The organism is Pseudomonas sp. BW7P1 (assembly GCF_024981055.1).
GTDB lineage: Bacteria > Pseudomonadota > Gammaproteobacteria > Pseudomonadales > Pseudomonadaceae > Aquipseudomonas > Aquipseudomonas bananamidigenes.
In genome coordinates this window covers 3,003,635-3,019,859 of the sequence record NZ_CP103374.1, presented here as the reverse complement: position 1 = coordinate 3,019,859, position 16,225 = coordinate 3,003,635, and the positions used below count along the sequence as shown (strand labels likewise).

Below are 16,225 nucleotides of genomic sequence, written 5' to 3'. Positions count from 1 at the left end.
ATTCCTTATGAGAAGAAACTGCTTGTTGAAATGTAGCCGAGCTTGCGGATGTCGGTCAGGTTTCCTTATCGACTGCCATATGACTGCCGCATGACTTATGCGACAATGCGCGCCATGTCTGGCATGAATCCCGCCTTTATTGCCCAACAGCTCTGGACGATGAGTCCGGATGCTGCTCTCGCCCCACGCCCGCTGGCACCATGCAGACGGTGACCGGGCCCGGGAAGAAAAAGCTCCAAAATGCCCCAGAAACGGCCCAAGCGCCCGATGTGCGGCTCGCAACCCATTGATAGGTAAAGCAATTGATCTCCACAGCTAACATCACGATGCAGTTCGGCGCAAAGCCGCTGTTCGAAAACGTTTCGGTGAAATTCAACAACGGCAACCGTTATGGCCTGATCGGTGCCAACGGTTGCGGCAAGTCGACGTTCATGAAAATCCTCGGCGGCGACCTTGAGCCGTCTGCGGGCCAGGTGATGCTCGAGCCGAACGTGCGTCTGGGTAAACTGCGTCAGGATCAGTTCGCCTACGAAGAATTCACCGTGATCGACACCGTGATCATGGGTCACGAAGAGCTGTGGAAGGTCAAGGCCGAGCGCGACCGCATCTACTCGCTGCCGGAGATGAGCGAAGAAGACGGCATGGCCGTGGCCGAGCTGGAAACCGAATTCGCCGAGATGGACGGCTACACCGCCGAGTCCCGCGCCGGTGAACTGCTGCTGGGTCTGGGCATTCCGCTGGAACAGCATTTCGGCCCGATGACCGAAGTCGCACCGGGCTGGAAACTGCGCGTGCTGCTGGCGCAAGCCCTGTTCTCCGATCCGGAAGTGCTGCTGCTCGACGAACCGACCAACCACCTGGACATCAACACCATTCGTTGGCTGGAATCGATCCTGACGGCGCGTAACAGCACCATGGTCATCATTTCCCACGACCGTCACTTCCTCAACAGTGTCTGCACTCACATGGCCGACCTGGATTACGGCGAGCTGCGTCTGTTCCCGGGCAACTACGACGAGTACATGACCGCCGCGACCCAGTCCCGTGAGCAACTGCTGGCGGACAACGCCAAGAAGAAAGCCCAGATTGCCGAACTGCAGACGTTCGTCAGCCGCTTCTCGGCCAACGCCTCGAAAGCCAAGCAGGCCACCTCCCGTGCCAAGCAGATCGACAAGATTCAGTTGGCCGAGGTCAAGCCATCGAGCCGCGTGAGCCCGTTCATCCGCTTCGAGCAGAACAAGAAACTGCACCGCCAGGCCGTGACCCTGGAAAAAATCTCCAAGGGTTTCGACGGCAAGACCCTGTTCAAGAACTTCAGTTTTACCGTCGAAGCCGGCGAGCGCGTGGCGATCATCGGCCCGAACGGTATCGGCAAGACCACCCTGCTGCGCACCCTGATGGGTGAACTGACCCCGGACGCCGGTACCGTGAAGTGGACCGAAAGCGCCGAGCTGGGCTACTACGCGCAGGACCACGCCCATGACTTCGAAGACGATGTCAGTCTGTTCGACTGGATGGGCCAGTGGACTCAGGGCGAACAGATGATTCGCGGCACCCTGGGCCGCATGCTGTTTTCCAACGACGAGATCCTCAAGTCGGTGAAGGTCATCTCCGGTGGTGAGCAAGGTCGCATGCTGTTCGGCAAACTGATCCTGCAAAAGCCGAACGTCCTGGTGATGGACGAACCGACCAACCACCTGGACATGGAATCGATCGAGGCGCTGAACCTGGCGCTGGAAAACTACCCGGGCACGCTGATTTTCGTCAGCCACGACCGGGAGTTCGTATCGTCCCTGGCCACGCGCATCATCGAGCTGAGCCCGAACGGCGTGACCGACTTCAGCGGCACCTACGACGATTACCTGCGCAGTCAGGGCGTTGTGTTCTAAGAGCAGCTGCACGCTTCAAGTGAAAAGCCCTGTCCTTGCGACGGGGCTTTTTTTGCTTCGAGGAAAAGATAGTTAGCCTGCTTTCTTTTAATCCAACGCCAAGCCATGATGCGACCTCTCCCACCGCCGCCCGCGAACGAGTCCTCATGTCTGTGCAGCAACAGCCACCGCAAAGCTCCATGGCGATCACCCTGCAAATCGTCTCCATCGTTTTTTACACCTTTATCGCTTTTCTCTGTATTGGTCTGCCGATTGCGGTGTTGCCCGGTTATGTGCATGAACAGCTGGGCTTCAGCGCCGTCGTTGCGGGACTGGTGATCGGTTCGCAATACCTGGCCACCCTGCTCAGCCGGCCGATGGCCGGACGCCTGTCGGACACCATCGGGACAAAGCGCGCGATTGTTTATGGCTTGCTGGGGATCGTACTCAGTGGCCTGTTGACCCTGGTTTCCACGTTGCTGCAGGACGTCCCGTCAATGAGCCTGGTCATCCTGATTGCCGGACGTCTGCTGCTGGGGATTGCGCAGGGACTGATCGGCGTCGGCACCATCAGTTGGTGCATGGGCCAGGTCGGTGCCGAGCACACCGCCCGCTCCATCGGCTGGAACGGCATCGCCTCCTACGGCGCCATTGCCATCGGTGCACCGCTGGGCGTGTGGATGGTGGCCGATTACGGCTTTACCAGCCTCGGTATTGCTCTGTCGACATTGGCTGCCGGTGCCTTGCTGCTGATCCGCAACAAGCCGTCGGTGCCGGTGGTGCGCGGCGAACGTCTGCCGTTCTGGAGGGTTTTCGGGCGAATTGCGCCGTTCGGTGCCAGTCTGAGTCTGGCCTCCATCGGTTACGGCACCCTGACCACCTTTATCACTCTTTATTACCTCAATCGCGGCTGGACCGGCGCGGCGTACTGCCTGACGGTGTTCGGCGTGTGTTTCATCCTGTCGCGACTGCTGTTCATTTCCGCCATTGCCCGATTCGGCGGTTTTGCGTCGGCCATCGCCTGCATGAGCATCGAAACCGTCGGGCTGTTGTTGCTGTGGCTCGCACCGTCCACCAGTTACGCACTGATCGGCGCCGGGCTGGCCGGATTCGGGTTGTCACTGGTGTATCCGGCGCTGGGGGTTGAAGCCATCAAGCAGGTGCCCAACTCCAGCCGTGGTGCCGGGTTGAGTGCTTACGCGGTGTTTTTCGATCTGGCACTGGCGATTGCCGGCCCCTTGATGGGCGCGGTGGCGTTGAATCTGGGGTATTCGTGGATTTTCCTCGGCGCGGCGCTGTTGTCCGTGACCGGACTGGCGCTGACCTTGTGGCTCAAGCGTCGGGCGATGGCCTGACGCTTACTGATCCGCCGTCTGCATCCCCGCCCGGGAAGGCTTGCCCAGCGCATTGGAGAAAAACCGCCCGGCTTCGGAAATCAGGTTGCGGTGAATGTCTTCACGATCCACCCCGTCAGCGTCGGTGCACAGCGCCGGCATCGCACGGATCTGTTCTTCATTGCACGGTGCCATGAACACAAAGTGCCCGGCTCCGGCCAGCAATTTGAAGTCCGGTGCGGTCGGCAGTTTGCGCGCCAGGGCGGCGGCGTTCTTGTCGAACGCCACCAGTTTGTCTCCGTCCCCGCTATATAGCAGCACCGGCACATGCACGTCAGCGAGGGTGTGCCGGCCGAATTTCAAGCTCAAGGGCGCCATCAATAACAAGGCATGCACCCGAGGGTCGGCCACCGGTTGCAGGTCGTCGCGATCGACGATCAGTTCACCGTTTGTATTGCAGGCGTCACGATCGTCCGGACGCTCCTGGCAATAACGACGCAGGCGATCGAGGTCAGGTTGCGCACCCGAAAGGATCAGCGCGGTCTCGCCACCCGCCGAATAGCCGATCACGCCAACCTGATCGGCGTTGACGAACGGTGCGAGCATGCGATCGCCGAGGGTGGCGGTGATGGCTTCGGAAATCTGGATCGGGCGGCCATACAGATTGCTCAAAGTGCCGAGGCGACTGTGATCCCTGGAGTTGTCGCCGGGATGAATGACCGCCACCACCACAAACCCCTTGCGTGCCAGCGACGTGGCGAGGTCGTGCAGCGCCAGCGGCGTGCCGGTGTTGCCGTGAGACAGCATCAGCATCGGAAAACGGCCGAGGGCGATTTTGGTGTCTTCGCCGGCTTCGACCGAATAGCCTTCGAGCAGGCTCATGTGCTCGCGGTCGCTTGAGGGGTAGAACGCGATGGCACGCATCGGTTGCAGGTCGAGCGGATCGAGGAACGTCATCTCGTGATAACCGACGCTCCAGCGTGGGTGCTGGCCGGGGGCTGCGTGCACTGAATTCAGGCTGCCGAGCAGGCAAATCAGTAACGTTGCACAAAGACGCATCATGGGATGCCCCACCCTGTTGTTACTCAATCGAAAGATCCGTTGTGTTCGACGCCCGAAACTCCGTGGTTCGGTGATCCGGCGCGGCGTTGCACTCAGACGTTGATCATCAGACTGCATAACCCGGGCCAGATTATGTAACAGTCAGACACAAAAAACTCCGTACCTGGCCCTTGCAGAACCAGAATACAGAGTTTTTTGGGTGTTGCCTGAACGAGAGCTGTTCTTTACGAAAGCCTTACGCAGCGGCGAACAGTTGCTCGCTGATGCGGGTCTGAGCCGCGCTCATGGCGTTGTTGCGGACGTCTTCACCGTAGGCCAGACCTTCGGCCCGGACGATTTCGATGTCGGTGATGCCCAGGAAGCCGAATACCAGTTTCAGGTAGTCTTCGTGAGCCACGCCCGAAGGCTGACCGGCGTGGATGCCGCCCGAGGTGGAAACGATCACGACTTTCTTGCCACCGCACAGGCCTTCAGGGCCGGCTTCGGTGTAGCGGAAAGTCTTGCCGGCGACGGCGATGCGGTCGATCCAGGCCTTGAGCTGGGTCGGCACGGTGAAGTTGTACATCGGCGCGGCGACAACGATGGCATCGGCGGCGATGAACTCGGCCAGGGTATCGGCGCTCAGTTCGGCTTCGTGCTGTTGTGCGGCATCGCGCAGTTCAGCGGTGGTGCCAGCGGCAACCAGAGTGGTCGACGAAAAGTGGCTGATGGCGTCGGCGGCCAGGTCGCGGTAGGTCACCACAGCGCTTGGCTCGGCAGCCTGCCAGGCTTTGACGACTTCGGTGCTCAGCTGACGGGAAGCGGAGTTGTCGCCCAGAATGCTCGAATCGATGTGCAGCAGTTTCATTGTGGAATCTCCTGGAAAGAATCGCCGGCGGCGACGGAATGGAGACAATCCTACCGACGAAACCAATAGCTGATTAGACGGCAATAATGCGATAGTTTGTCCCACTGATAGAACAGTTGGATGTCCCACATGCAAGACCTCAACGATCTCTACTATTTCGCCAAAGTGGTCGAGGCCGGCGGATTCGCCGCTGCCGGCCGTTTGCTGGGCATTCCCAAGTCGCGGTTGTCGCGACGGATTGCCGAACTGGAAGAACGGCTCGGTGCGCGCCTGCTGCAACGCACCACCCGCCAGTTGAAGCTGACAGCGGTCGGCGAACGCTATTTGCGCCACTGCCAGGCGATGTTGCTGGAAGCGGAAATGGCCGACGAAACGGTGGCCAGCATGTCCAGCGAGCCACGGGGACGCTTGCGGGTTTCGAGCCCGACCGGACTGGCCCACGAGATGCTGCCGGTGGTGATCAGCAACTTCCTCGGCAAATACCCGCAGGTGCAACTGGAAGTCACCCTGCTCAACCGTCGCGTGGATCTGATCACCGAAGGCATTGACGTGGCCCTGCGCGTTCGCGAGCACGGCGACGAAGAACCGATGCTGGTGACCCGTCGCTTGCGCCAGGCGCAAATGGTGGTGGTCGCGAGCCCTTCTTTTATACAGGGCGTGGAAATCAATCATCCGCAAGACTTGAAAACCCTGCCGGTGCTCGGCGCGCTGGAGGCCGATCGGATGGTGCATGTGCGCCTGCTCGACCAGAACGGCAAAAGTTGCGATCTGGCGCTGGAAGCCCGGCTGGGCATCGACGATTTCATCGTACGCAAGGCGTGTGTGCTGGCCGGCCAGGGTTTCACCCTGCTGCCGATGATGTATTGCGAAGCGGAGCTGAACAACGGCACGCTGGTGCAGTTGTTGCCTGACTGGTCATTGCCCGGCGGCTGGCTGCAGGCCGTCTACCCGCACCGACGCGGGGTGATGCCGGCGGTGCGTGCCTGGATCGACCATCTGGTGGAGTCCTTCAATGCCTGTGGAGAGCGGTTGTTATGAAACAAGGAAAGATGAGCGAAACGGATGTCGCAGACTTCTGCCTGGCATTGCCCGGCGCCCGTGACGACTACAAGTGGGGTGGTGTGCGGGTGTTCTCGATTGCCGGCAACAAGATGTTTGCCTTGCAGGGATTGCGCGGTGAATCGCTGGCATTCAAGGTCGACAAGGATCTCTTTCTCGGTCATTGCGACCGACCAGGCATTCACCCGGCGCCGTATCTGGCGCGGGCGCAGTGGATCATGATGCACCCGCCCTACCCTTTGGGTGCCGAGGAACTGCGAGGGTTGCTGCAACGCTCTCACCAGTTGGTGGTGAGCAAATTACCGAAGAAAACCCAGGCGGGTTTGCTGCTGTAGCGCCCTACCCCAACGCCAACAGGTTCGAACCCAGGAACAGCTGATCGATCCAGAACACCTGGTGCAACAACACGATCACCCAGAACAGCACCTGAAACGACACCTTGCGCGTCTTGTGCCGGAAGACCTGCTGGGCGATCAACGCCCCCGGCCAGCCGCCCGCCAGTTCCACGGCGTGCAGGACGTTTTCCGGCGTGCGCCAGGCCTCGGCGCGGGCCTTGCGCTTGTCAGCCCAGTACAGGAAAAACGCCAGCACGCTGACGATGCCGTAGGCCGCCAACGGCAAAAGAGAGATCCCTCGCAGCCACATCGACAGCGAGCCGGACAGCGGCAACGCACAGACGATCAGCCACACGAACAGCTTCAATTTCAAATGCTGGAAGCGGCCACCGGAAGAGCCACGATCCGGGCGGCGTGCGCGGGCGTCACTCATGCCCTGGCCGCCGCCCAGTCCACCCAACCGAACTGCCAGGTCGCCAGAATCAACAGACCGAACACGATCCGGTACCAGGCAAATGCCGCATAACTGTGGCTGGCAATGAATTTCAGCAAGCCGCGCACGGCGATCATGGCGAACACGAACGCCGTGACAAACCCGATGGCAAACACCGGAAAGTCCGCCGGAACGAACAGGGCGCGATACTTGTAGCCCGAATAGACCGCCGCCCCCACCATGGTCGGCATGGCCAGGAAAAACGAAAACTCGGTGGCCGTCTTGCGCGACAGACCGAACAACAGGCCACCAATGATGGTCGAGCCGGAACGCGAGGTGCCGGGGATCATCGCCAGGCACTGGGCGAAACCGACCTTCAGCGCATCTTTCCAGGTGATCTCGTCGACCGTCTCGGCGCGCACCTCATGCTGCCGACGCTCGGCCCAGAGCATGATGAGGCCGCCCACCACCAGCGCCGTCGCCACGGTGATCGGGTTGAACAGGTACTTGTGAATCAGATCGGCAAAAATCACACCCAACACCACCGCCGGCAGGAAGGCGATCAGCAGGTTGACGGTAAAACGCCGTGCACCCGGCTGGGTCGGCAAGCCGATGACCACGTCGAGAATCTTGCGGCGAAACTCCCAGACCACCGCGAGAATCGCGCCGAGCTGAATGATGATGTTGAACGCCATGGCGCGCTCGCCACCGAAATTCAGCAGGTCGGCGACGATGATCTGGTGTCCGGTACTGGAAATGGGCAAAAACTCCGTCAGCCCTTCTACAACTCCAAGAATCAATGCCTGCAAGGCGGTCCAAAAATCCATCAATCCCCCAGAGAGCGATGCACGGCGGCATGCCCCGATAGTATTTTTTTTACGTTCACTGCGTTCAGCGTAGCGGTTTGTTGCTGTACCGATTCCGCGCGCAAAGGATCCACACGAAACGGTCAAAATTTCGTGAAACGGCAACTTGGGTTCAGGTTTTCACGCGCGGGGCCGAAATCCTAACAGACAAGCCGTAATCGCGCTGTCGCGCTCTACGACTTGGGTCGCGTATGCCCGGCCGGCGAAACGTGGTTGGATGCTGGCGTTGATTTATTACAAGAAAAAGAAACCGGAGTGACAGCGTTATGAACAGCTTGCGCAGTGTGTCGATCAGCCGACGCTTGTGGCTCATCTTGATTGTGGCGGTGGTCATGCTGTTGACCCTGGGTCTGTTGATGCTCAAGCAGATCCACGACGACCTGTATCACGCCAAGGCCCAGAAAACCCAGCATGTGGTGCAGACCGCCAGCGGTGTGTTGACCTATTACCAGGGCCTGGAAGCGGCTGGAACCCTGACCCGCGACGCGGCACAGAAACAGGCGCTGACCGCGATTCGCGGCCTGCGCTACGACCAGAACGACTACTTCTGGATCAACGACCTCACGCCTGTGATGGTCATGCACCCGACCAACCCCAAGCTTGAAGGCCAGAATCTTTCGGCGATTCGTGACCCGGACGGCTTTGCGGTGTTCAACGAAATGGTCGCCATCGCCAAGACCAAGGGTGCCGGCATGGTCGATTACCGTTGGCCCAAACCCGGAGCCAGCGAGCCGGTGGCCAAGACGTCCTACGTGAAACTGTTCGAGCCCTGGGGCTGGGTGCTGGGCTCCGGCGTGTACGTCGACGATGTGCAGGCCGAGTTTCAGGGCCAGGTGGTCAAGGCATCGGTTGTCGGGCTGGCGATTGCGCTGATCATGGGCGTGCTGGTGATCCTGATTGCCCGCAGCATCGTCCGCCCCTTGCAGGAAACCGTGAATGCCATGGCCAACATTGCCAGCGGCGAAAGCGACCTGACCCGCAGCCTCGACACCCACGGTCAGGACGAAGTCACGCAACTGGCGCATCACTTCAATGCCTTCACCGCCAAGCTGCGCCGGGTCATCGGTGAATTGCAGGCGTCCGCCAGCGCGCTGGGCGATGCCTCGCGGGAACTGGGCAACGACGCCACCCAGGCCCAGCAGCGCAGCCAGCAGCAGTCACAGCAGATGGAGCTGGTGGCGACGGCCATCAACGAAGTCACCTACGGCGTGCAGGATGTGGCGAAAAACGCCGAGCATGCCGCCAGCGAAATGCGCGATGCCGAGGCTCAGGCACAACAGGGCCAGATCAACATCGATGGCAGTCTGCAGCAGATCGACACCCTGTCCGGCACCATCGATCAAGCGGTTGAAGTCATCCGCACCCTGGCGGCGGAAAGCACGCAGATCGGCAGCGTCCTTGAAGTGATCCGTTCGATTGCCGAGCAGACCAACCTGCTGGCGCTCAACGCCGCCATCGAAGCGGCCCGCGCCGGCGAACAGGGTCGCGGTTTTGCCGTGGTGGCCGATGAAGTCCGCCTGCTGGCACAACGCACGCAGAAATCCACGGCGGAAATCCAGTCGATGATCGAGCGCCTGCAAAACCATTCCGAAGCCGCCGTGAAGGTGATCGGCGACAGCAGCAAGGCTTCACAGCTGACCATCGAGCAAGCCGGACTGGCCGGTGCCAGCCTCAATGCCATCGGCCAGGCGCTGCGTAACCTCAATGGCCTGAACGCCTCCATCGCCAGCGCGACCCTGCAACAGGCGCACGTGGTCGAGGACATCAATCAGAACGTTACTCAGGCTGCCGGCCTGTCCCACAGCACCGCGCTGGCGGCCGAGCAATCCAGTGCAGCGAGCGTGCGGCTGGGCCAATTGAGCGAGCAATTGAACGGATTGCTGCGCCAGTTCCGCGTCTGATCCCGGTCACCGGTGGGAGCTCACGCCCACCGGTTTTTGGGTACAATCCGCTCCCTCTTCTACTCCCTCCAAGGATCTTGCATGTCCGGGCTCGAACTGTTTGCCGCCGCCCTCGGTGTGATCGCCGTCTGGCTGACGGTCAAACAGAACCCGTGGTGCTGGCCGATCGGGCTGGTCATGGTGTTGCTCTACAGCTGGGTTTTCTTCGACGTGAAGCTGTATTCGGACATGCTGCTGCAGGTGGTCTACGCCGCGCTGCAAGTCTATGGCTGGTGGCAATGGACCCGTGCCGGAACGATGCATGACGGGCGTGAAGTCAGCCGGCTCGGCATGCCTTCGGTGCTCAAAGGATTGGCCATCGGCGCTGCCGGCAGCCTGTTGCTGGGCGCGGCCATGGCCCACTGGACGGATGCGGCGCAGCCCTGGCTCGATGCGGCACTCACCGCGTTCAGTCTGGTGGCGCAATTCTGGATGGCCCATAAACGCCTGCAATGCTGGGCGTTGTGGTTCGTATTGGATGTCATCTTCGTCGGCCTGTTTCTCTATAAGGCGCTGTATCTCACCGCAGCACTGTATGCCCTGTTCACCCTGATCGCGGTGCAGGGCTGGCGGGAATGGCGCGCCGACCCGGCGCTGCGCGCATGAAAGTCGTTGTTCTGACCGGGCCGGAATCCACCGGCAAGAGCTGGCTGGCGAGCGAACTCCAGCAACGGTTCGGCGGTCTGCGGGTCGACGAGTACGTGCGTTGGTTCATCGAGCAGAATCCTCGCGATACCTGCCTTGCCGACATTCCCGAAATCGCTCGCGGCCAGTTGCAATGGGAGGACGAGGCGCGAGCGCAACAGCCTGCTCTGTTGATTCTGGACACCCATCTGCTGAGCAACATGCTCTGGAGCCAGACCCTGTTCGGGGACTGCCCTGCCTGGCTGGAGCGGGAACTGCTGGCGCGCCGGTACGACCTGCACCTGCTGCTGTCACCGGAACAGATCGAGTGGACGGACGACGGTCAACGCTGCCAGCCGCAACTCGGTGAACGGATGGCGTTCCATGAGGCTACCAGGGACTGGCTGGAGCGACATCACCAACCGTTCAGACTGATTCAGGGCAATTGGGCAGAACGTCAGACCCAGGCTTTCGACGCCGTCCGGACGCTGCTGGGACGCTGATCCGCTTCAGCGGGCTTTCGACTCTGTTGCGGGTGAAAGTGTCCGATCCTGAAACACTCCCTTTAAGGCAAAGCGCCCGTTTCAACGGCCTTCATTGTTTTGTCACCCAACTTGTTACGCTCATGAAACACCTGCCCATGAACCCTTGTTCCAGAGCTTTGCAGTGGCTACGGGCACATGTTTCGCCCGGGCTTTGTTTCAATCGTGAAACAGCTTTTGTTTCAAGGCTGCACACCCATTCGCCAAGTCGTTGAAACCCATGAACATTTAAAAACCGGCACAGCTTTCGCTCTCTCCTTCACAACGCTGACTAGGGCCAGCCCACTGAAGAAGGAATTGCCGCCGTGGGAAACATCAACAAAGCCTTCACCTGCCTTCTGCTGATCGGATCTGCAGCCAGCACTTTCCTCAGTTTCAACGTTCAGGCCGAAGGCAATGGCGTGATCGTGCTCAATCGCGACGTCCAGCCGATTCCGATCGGACGCAGCGCCCCGGGCAAAGACCCTTACCCGACCACAGTCAATGCCAACCCGTCCGGCCGCATTGACCAGGCAATGACCAGCACCGAACTCAATGACGGTGACTTTGCCAGTGTAGCCAGTGGCTCATCGATCCGCGGCAACATGGCGATAGGCCCCAGCCTCCCCGGCACCAACGTCCTGACCAATCCGAACGGCCTGCCCGGCATGAGCGCCGGCCATGGCGGCGGCGGTGGCGGCACGATTTCCAACACCATCAACCGTTCCCTCAGCAGTGGTCTGGCTCCGCTGACCCGCATGGCCGGAGGCCAATGAGATGAATCGTTCCCTGCTCCTTCTGGCACTGCTTGGCTGCACCAGTGCAATGGCCGACCCAAGCGCCGTGGACAGCGCCAACATTCAGAACTCGGGCGTGCAGTACAACGGCAATTTCAACGTCAACCAGGCCGCCGGCGACCAGCAGCAACAGACCAACGTCAAGTCGATTGCCATCGGCACGTCGGCCAGCGCCACCACCAGCATTCACCAGAAACTCGACACGCCCGCCGACCGCTCGATCAACGCGAGCTCCACCATTGGCGGCAACGCTTTCAGTAACGGCAACGGCGCACTGGGTGTGAACCAGGGTTCCGGTGCCAACAACCAGATGGCCAACGCCATGCGGATCAGCATCAGTGCTGCTCCGCAGAGCATGGACGACAGCGCACTTTCTCAACAGAACGTGGCGCTGTTACCGAACTCAGGAGCAACTGGCACCCCCGGCAGTCGCCAGGTTACGACAAGTGACCAGGCCTTCACCGGCAGTCGCGGGGTTATCCAGGTGAACCAGAGTGCCGGGGTGGGCAACCGAATGGCTAACACCCTGAGCATCCGGGTCGCTGACTGACCCAAATAAAAAGCAGTGCAATTAGAAAGTACCAACACTTAACCAACTAATAAGCACGACGGAGAAACACCATGAAACCTACAATGGCCCTCAAACCACTGGTTTTCGCACTCGCAGCAGTGATGGCAATCGCAGCACAGGCAGGCGGTCGTGATGATAATCACGGTCATGGTAATGGGCACGGCAATGGTCATGGCAACCATGAACCAAAAGGCCCGACCCTGGAACAACTTCTGCAAATCACCGCCGGCGCCGGCGCTGCAGTGCTCGATGCACAGAACAGCGATGGCAACGTGGTGAAAAATCAGGGCACCAAAAACGATGCGAAGGCTGACAACTCGCTGAACGGCTCCAACGGCAACATGGGCGCCAACGTTGCAGCCGGCGACGGCAACCAACAAGACAACGCCGCTGCGCTGGCCACCGCCGACGAAAGCTTCATCTTCGGTACTGCTGTTGCTGCCTCGAGTGCTACTCAAGTCAACAACAACAACTATGTAAAAAACTCGTCGACCACCAACACTGCGACTCTTAACAACGCTGGCAACAACGGTTCCGGGAACATTGGCATCAACGTGACTTCCGGCAACTTCAACCAACAGAAAAACAACCTGGCAATCGCCGTATCGGGTGGTCGTGTAGCCACTGCAGCTGCTGCTGCCAACCAGTCTTCCACTGGCCTGGTCGTAGAAAACAAAGGCGTGCAGACCTACAAAAAAGACACCCTTACCGGCACCTTCGCAGCCGCTGGCGTCTTCGCCGCCAAAGGTACTGCAACCATCGAAAACGATGATCACCACGGTGGCGGCCACGGCGGCTACGGCAACGACAACCGCGGCGGCGGTCGTGATGACGATCAAAAAGCCAAATTCGAAGCCGTTGGTGTCTTCGGTCTGGCTGGCGTCACCACTCAACAAGTGCTGACCAAAGATGGCTGGAAAAACCCTGTGACCAACACCGCAACCATGACCGGTTCGATGAACAACTTCTCCGGCAACGGTGGAGCCAACGTATCGGCAGGTGTCGGCAACCAACAAAGCAACTCGCTGTCCATCGCTGCAGGTTGCAAAGCCTGCATGTAATCGCGATCGAAACGAAAGCCCCGGAAACGGGGCTTTTCCTCAGTCCGCACAGGCGTATCGATCATGCGCAAGACAACCCTCCTCGCTCTGCTTTGCCTTTCCGGCCTCGCCCAGGCGGCCCAGATGCCCGTGGCTGCCCTGCCCGGTGGCACGCTCGTCTACAAACACGTGCAAAGCATCCGCGAGCGCAAGTTTTCCGACATCGTCGAACAAAAAACCGATTTCAGCTGCGGCGCCGCCGCTCTGGCAACGGTACTGCGCCAGGCTTATTGGCTCGACGTCGATGAAGAGCACATCATCAAAGGCATGCTGGTCAATTCCGACCAGGAGCTGGTCCGTACACAGGGCTTCTCCATGCTGGACATGAAGCGCTACATAGAAAGCATCGGCATGCGCGCCAGGGGCTACAAGATCCCACCGGAAAAACTCGACGCGGTCACTATCCCGGTGGTGGTACTGATGGAAATTCGCGGCTACAAGCATTTCGTGGTGTTGCAGCGGGCGGACAAGGATTGGGTCTACATCGCAGACCCGGTCTTAGGGCACAAACGCTACAACCATGATGACTTTGTCAAAGGCTGGAACGGTATCGTCTTTGCGATAGTCGGCCCCGGATACGACAAGAGCAATGCATTGCGCAGTCCTCCGGTACCGCTGACCGCCAAGAACAAGCTCGATGCTTTCAACCCTGTCAAAGATGCTGAATTGATGGACTTCGGGTTCATACAGAGCGACTTCTTTTAATCGCCGATTATAAAGAGTGGGGCTGGATGTCCCGGGAGCAGCAGATGAAAACCTCATACTGGCTGGCCGCCGCCTGCCTGGCAGCGAGTGCGTCAGGCTACGCCAATGCAGGATTCAAACCCATAGAAATCCAGGACTCGGAGCTGTCTCAGCTTCGCGGTCGTTACGTCATGCCGGGGCGGATCATCAGCTTCGGTATTGTCATGAACAGCACCTGGCGCAATGCCAGTGGCGATTTGATCGGGGCTACGTCCTCGATGCAACTGCAGGCTGCAACGATAAAACCCGAATTCTACGTCTCGACCATCAAGGAAACCGGCAACGGCAGCACCCCGCAAACGGGCACCGGTACCGTGACTGGCGGAGCGGGACTCAACAGTTCCCAGGGCGTGACCCAAAGCGTTCGCGCCGCCGGCGACGGCAACTCGGCCTACAACAACGTCGCCATCAATGTTTCCGAGGCCAATCAGGCACCGGCACTGGTGCCGGCTCAGGGCCAGGCCCTGGTTGCCGGACAAACGATTACCGGCAGCAATGCGGCCGGCAGCGTCGCCGTATCGGCCACAGGCGGCGGCGTACAGATGGCCATCCAGGCCGCCGGCAATCAGGGCACCGCCCTGCAACAAGTGGCCCAGGGCGGGCTGCTGCAGAACACTCGTTTGCTCGGTAACGCGAACGTCGTCAACAACCTGACAACACTCAACGTAGTTCTGAGCAACAACGGCATGAGTGCCGGCGCTCTGGACTGCAATCTCTCTCAACTAAGAGCACTACGCAATATCGGATATTGAACTACGCTGAGTCTCGATCCATTGGGCTTAAAGGGACGGCTTATTCATGTATCGATCAGTATCACTGCGTGCCGCTGTATGTTTGAGTACTCTTCTACCCGCGGCGATGCTGCAAGCAGCACCCGATGCGGATGTTGAAACCTTGAAACGGGAGCTTCTGGAGCTCAAGCAACGATACGAAGTGCAACAGAAAGCCCTGGCGGTGCTCGAACAACGGGTGCGCCAGGTCGAGGATCAACCGGCTTCCCCTCCACCCAAGCGTCTGGCCAAGTCGCCAGCCGACATGAAAGGCAATCCCAAAGTGGCCGCCGGTACCGGGGCCGCAGCAGCGTCGGGGGGCGCAGCGGGGGGCAGCGGGGCTTCTTACGGGCAGTCGCTGGCCGATGACTCGCAACCGGCGCAGAGTGTGTCCAACCTGTACGACGAGGCCAGCGGCTTCTTCGGCGGTGGCAAGTTCAGCTTTGAAACCGGTATCACCTATTCGCGTTACGACACGCGCCAGTTGATTCTCAACGGCTTCCTGGCACTGGACTCGATCTTCCTGGGCAACATCAACCTTGACCGGATCAAGGCCGACACCTGGACCCTCGACCTGACGGGCCGCTACAACTTCGACAACCGCTGGCAATTCGACCTGAACGTGCCGGTGGTGTACCGCGAATCGACTTACCAGTCCGGCGGCGGCAACGGTGGCGCATCCAACGTCACTACCGAGCAGGACGTCACTCGCGATCCAACCATTGGCGACGTCAACTTCGGTATTGCGTACAAGTTCCTCGACGAATCGGTCAATACGCCGGACGCCGTGGTATCCCTGCGGGTCAAGGCGCCTACGGGCAAGGACCCGTTCGGTATCAAGCTGCGCAAGACCGACGCCAACAGCAACCTGTTCGTGCCTGACACCCTGCCCACCGGCAACGGCGTCTGGTCGATTACACCGGGCATCTCGCTGGTCAAGACATACGACCCTGCGGTGCTGTTCGGTAGCCTCTCTTATACCCATAACCTGGAGGAGTCGTTCGACGACATCAGCTCTACCGTCAACCAGAAAACGCCGGGCAAGGTCCGCATCGGCGACAGCTTCCAGATTGGCGCAGGCATCGCCTTCGCACTCAATGAAAAAATGAGTATGTCGTTCTCGGTCTCCGACCTTGTACAACGCAAGAGCAAGCTGAAACAGGATGGCGGGGACTGGGAATCGGTGGTGTCCAGTGACGCCAACGCCGGTTACTTCAACGTCGGCATGACCATCGCGGCCACCGACAACCTGACCATCGTGCCCAACCTGTCCATCGGCATGACCGACGATGCCCCGGACTTCTCCTTCAGCCTGAAATTCCCGTACTACTTCTGACCGCCACACAATGAAAAG

The 16,225-nt window shown here is 59.9% G+C and carries 17 protein-coding genes; 13 read left to right on the top strand and 4 right to left on the bottom strand.

What is annotated here, in order from left to right; all coding sequences use genetic code 11:
• Positions 1–302 precede the first annotated feature (302 nt).
• Both NWV16_RS13485 and NWV16_RS13480 read left to right on the top strand, forming a co-directional pair.
• Positions 303–1,889, top strand: a complete 1,587-nt coding sequence (locus NWV16_RS13485) for an ABC-F family ATPase (protein WP_065257941.1) — start codon at positions 303–305, stop codon at positions 1,887–1,889.
• A 146-nt stretch (positions 1,890–2,035) separates the two neighbouring features.
• A complete protein-coding gene (locus NWV16_RS13480) occupies positions 2,036–3,223 on the top strand; it encodes an MFS transporter (protein WP_260523439.1) in 1,188 nt (395 codons plus the stop codon).
• A gap of 3 nt (positions 3,224–3,226) precedes the next feature.
• Here the strand turns inward: NWV16_RS13480 and NWV16_RS13475 are convergent, their stop codons facing one another.
• A complete protein-coding gene (locus tag NWV16_RS13475; protein ID WP_260523438.1) occupies positions 3,227–4,264 on the bottom strand; it encodes an alpha/beta hydrolase family protein in 1,038 nt (345 codons plus the stop codon).
• Positions 4,265–4,499: 235 nt separating this feature from the next.
• Positions 4,500–5,111, bottom strand: coding sequence for an FMN-dependent NADH-azoreductase (locus NWV16_RS13470; protein WP_260523437.1), 612 nt, complete (start codon positions 5,109–5,111; stop codon positions 4,500–4,502).
• Between the two features lie 129 nt (positions 5,112–5,240).
• Here NWV16_RS13470 and NWV16_RS13465 point away from each other — a divergent pair, with 129 nt between their 5' ends.
• The gene (locus NWV16_RS13465; protein ID WP_260523521.1) at positions 5,241–6,149 is read left to right on the top strand and encodes a LysR substrate-binding domain-containing protein; all 909 of its coding nucleotides are present in this window, start codon (positions 5,241–5,243) and stop codon (positions 6,147–6,149) included.
• Positions 6,146–6,505, top strand: a complete 360-nt coding sequence (locus tag NWV16_RS13460; protein ID WP_260523436.1) for an MmcQ/YjbR family DNA-binding protein — start codon at positions 6,146–6,148, stop codon at positions 6,503–6,505. The genes NWV16_RS13465 and NWV16_RS13460 overlap by 4 nt, the downstream gene beginning before the upstream one ends.
• Positions 6,506–6,509: 4 nt before the next feature.
• Here the strand turns inward: NWV16_RS13460 and NWV16_RS13455 are convergent, their stop codons facing one another.
• Complete coding sequence (locus NWV16_RS13455) at positions 6,510–6,938, bottom strand: DUF1294 domain-containing protein (RefSeq protein ID WP_260523435.1); 429 nt, start codon at positions 6,936–6,938, stop codon at positions 6,510–6,512.
• Positions 6,935–7,765, bottom strand: a complete 831-nt coding sequence (locus tag NWV16_RS13450; RefSeq protein WP_260523434.1) for an undecaprenyl-diphosphate phosphatase — start codon at positions 7,763–7,765, stop codon at positions 6,935–6,937. The genes NWV16_RS13455 and NWV16_RS13450 overlap by 4 nt, the downstream gene beginning before the upstream one ends.
• A gap of 305 nt (positions 7,766–8,070) precedes the next feature.
• On the opposite strand from NWV16_RS13450, the gene NWV16_RS13445 reads away from it, so the two are divergent.
• The 9 genes from NWV16_RS13445 to NWV16_RS13405 all read left to right on the top strand — a co-directional run bounded on the left by NWV16_RS13445 (position 8,071) and on the right by NWV16_RS13405 (position 16,207).
• Entirely contained in the window at positions 8,071–9,705 is a 1,635-nt protein-coding gene (locus tag NWV16_RS13445) for a methyl-accepting chemotaxis protein (protein WP_260523433.1), read from the top strand.
• 81 nt (positions 9,706–9,786) lie between these two features.
• Complete coding sequence (gene pnuC / locus NWV16_RS13440) at positions 9,787–10,350, top strand: nicotinamide riboside transporter PnuC (RefSeq protein ID WP_260523432.1); 564 nt, start codon at positions 9,787–9,789, stop codon at positions 10,348–10,350.
• Entirely contained in the window at positions 10,347–10,871 is a 525-nt protein-coding gene (locus NWV16_RS13435; RefSeq protein ID WP_260523431.1) for an AAA family ATPase, read from the top strand. The genes pnuC and NWV16_RS13435 overlap by 4 nt, the downstream gene beginning before the upstream one ends.
• A 344-nt stretch (positions 10,872–11,215) precedes the next feature.
• Entirely contained in the window at positions 11,216–11,665 is a 450-nt protein-coding gene (locus tag NWV16_RS13430; protein WP_260523430.1) for a hypothetical protein, read from the top strand.
• 1 nt (position 11,666) lies between these two features.
• Positions 11,667–12,236 (top strand): adhesin, encoded by a 570-nt coding sequence (locus tag NWV16_RS13425; protein WP_260523429.1) that lies wholly within the window; start codon positions 11,667–11,669, stop codon positions 12,234–12,236.
• A 71-nt stretch (positions 12,237–12,307) separates the two neighbouring features.
• Positions 12,308–13,318: a heme utilization protein gene (locus NWV16_RS13420; RefSeq protein WP_260523428.1), complete on the top strand. Its 1,011-nt coding sequence runs from the start codon at positions 12,308–12,310 to the stop codon at positions 13,316–13,318.
• Between the two features lie 63 nt (positions 13,319–13,381).
• Positions 13,382–14,062 (top strand): C39 family peptidase, encoded by a 681-nt coding sequence (locus NWV16_RS13415; RefSeq protein ID WP_260523427.1) that lies wholly within the window; start codon positions 13,382–13,384, stop codon positions 14,060–14,062.
• Between the two features lie 44 nt (positions 14,063–14,106).
• Complete coding sequence (locus tag NWV16_RS13410; RefSeq protein ID WP_260523426.1) at positions 14,107–14,853, top strand: hypothetical protein; 747 nt, start codon at positions 14,107–14,109, stop codon at positions 14,851–14,853.
• A 46-nt stretch (positions 14,854–14,899) separates the two neighbouring features.
• Positions 14,900–16,207: a hypothetical protein gene (locus NWV16_RS13405; protein ID WP_260523425.1), complete on the top strand. Its 1,308-nt coding sequence runs from the start codon at positions 14,900–14,902 to the stop codon at positions 16,205–16,207.
• Positions 16,208–16,225: the final 18 nt, after the last annotated feature.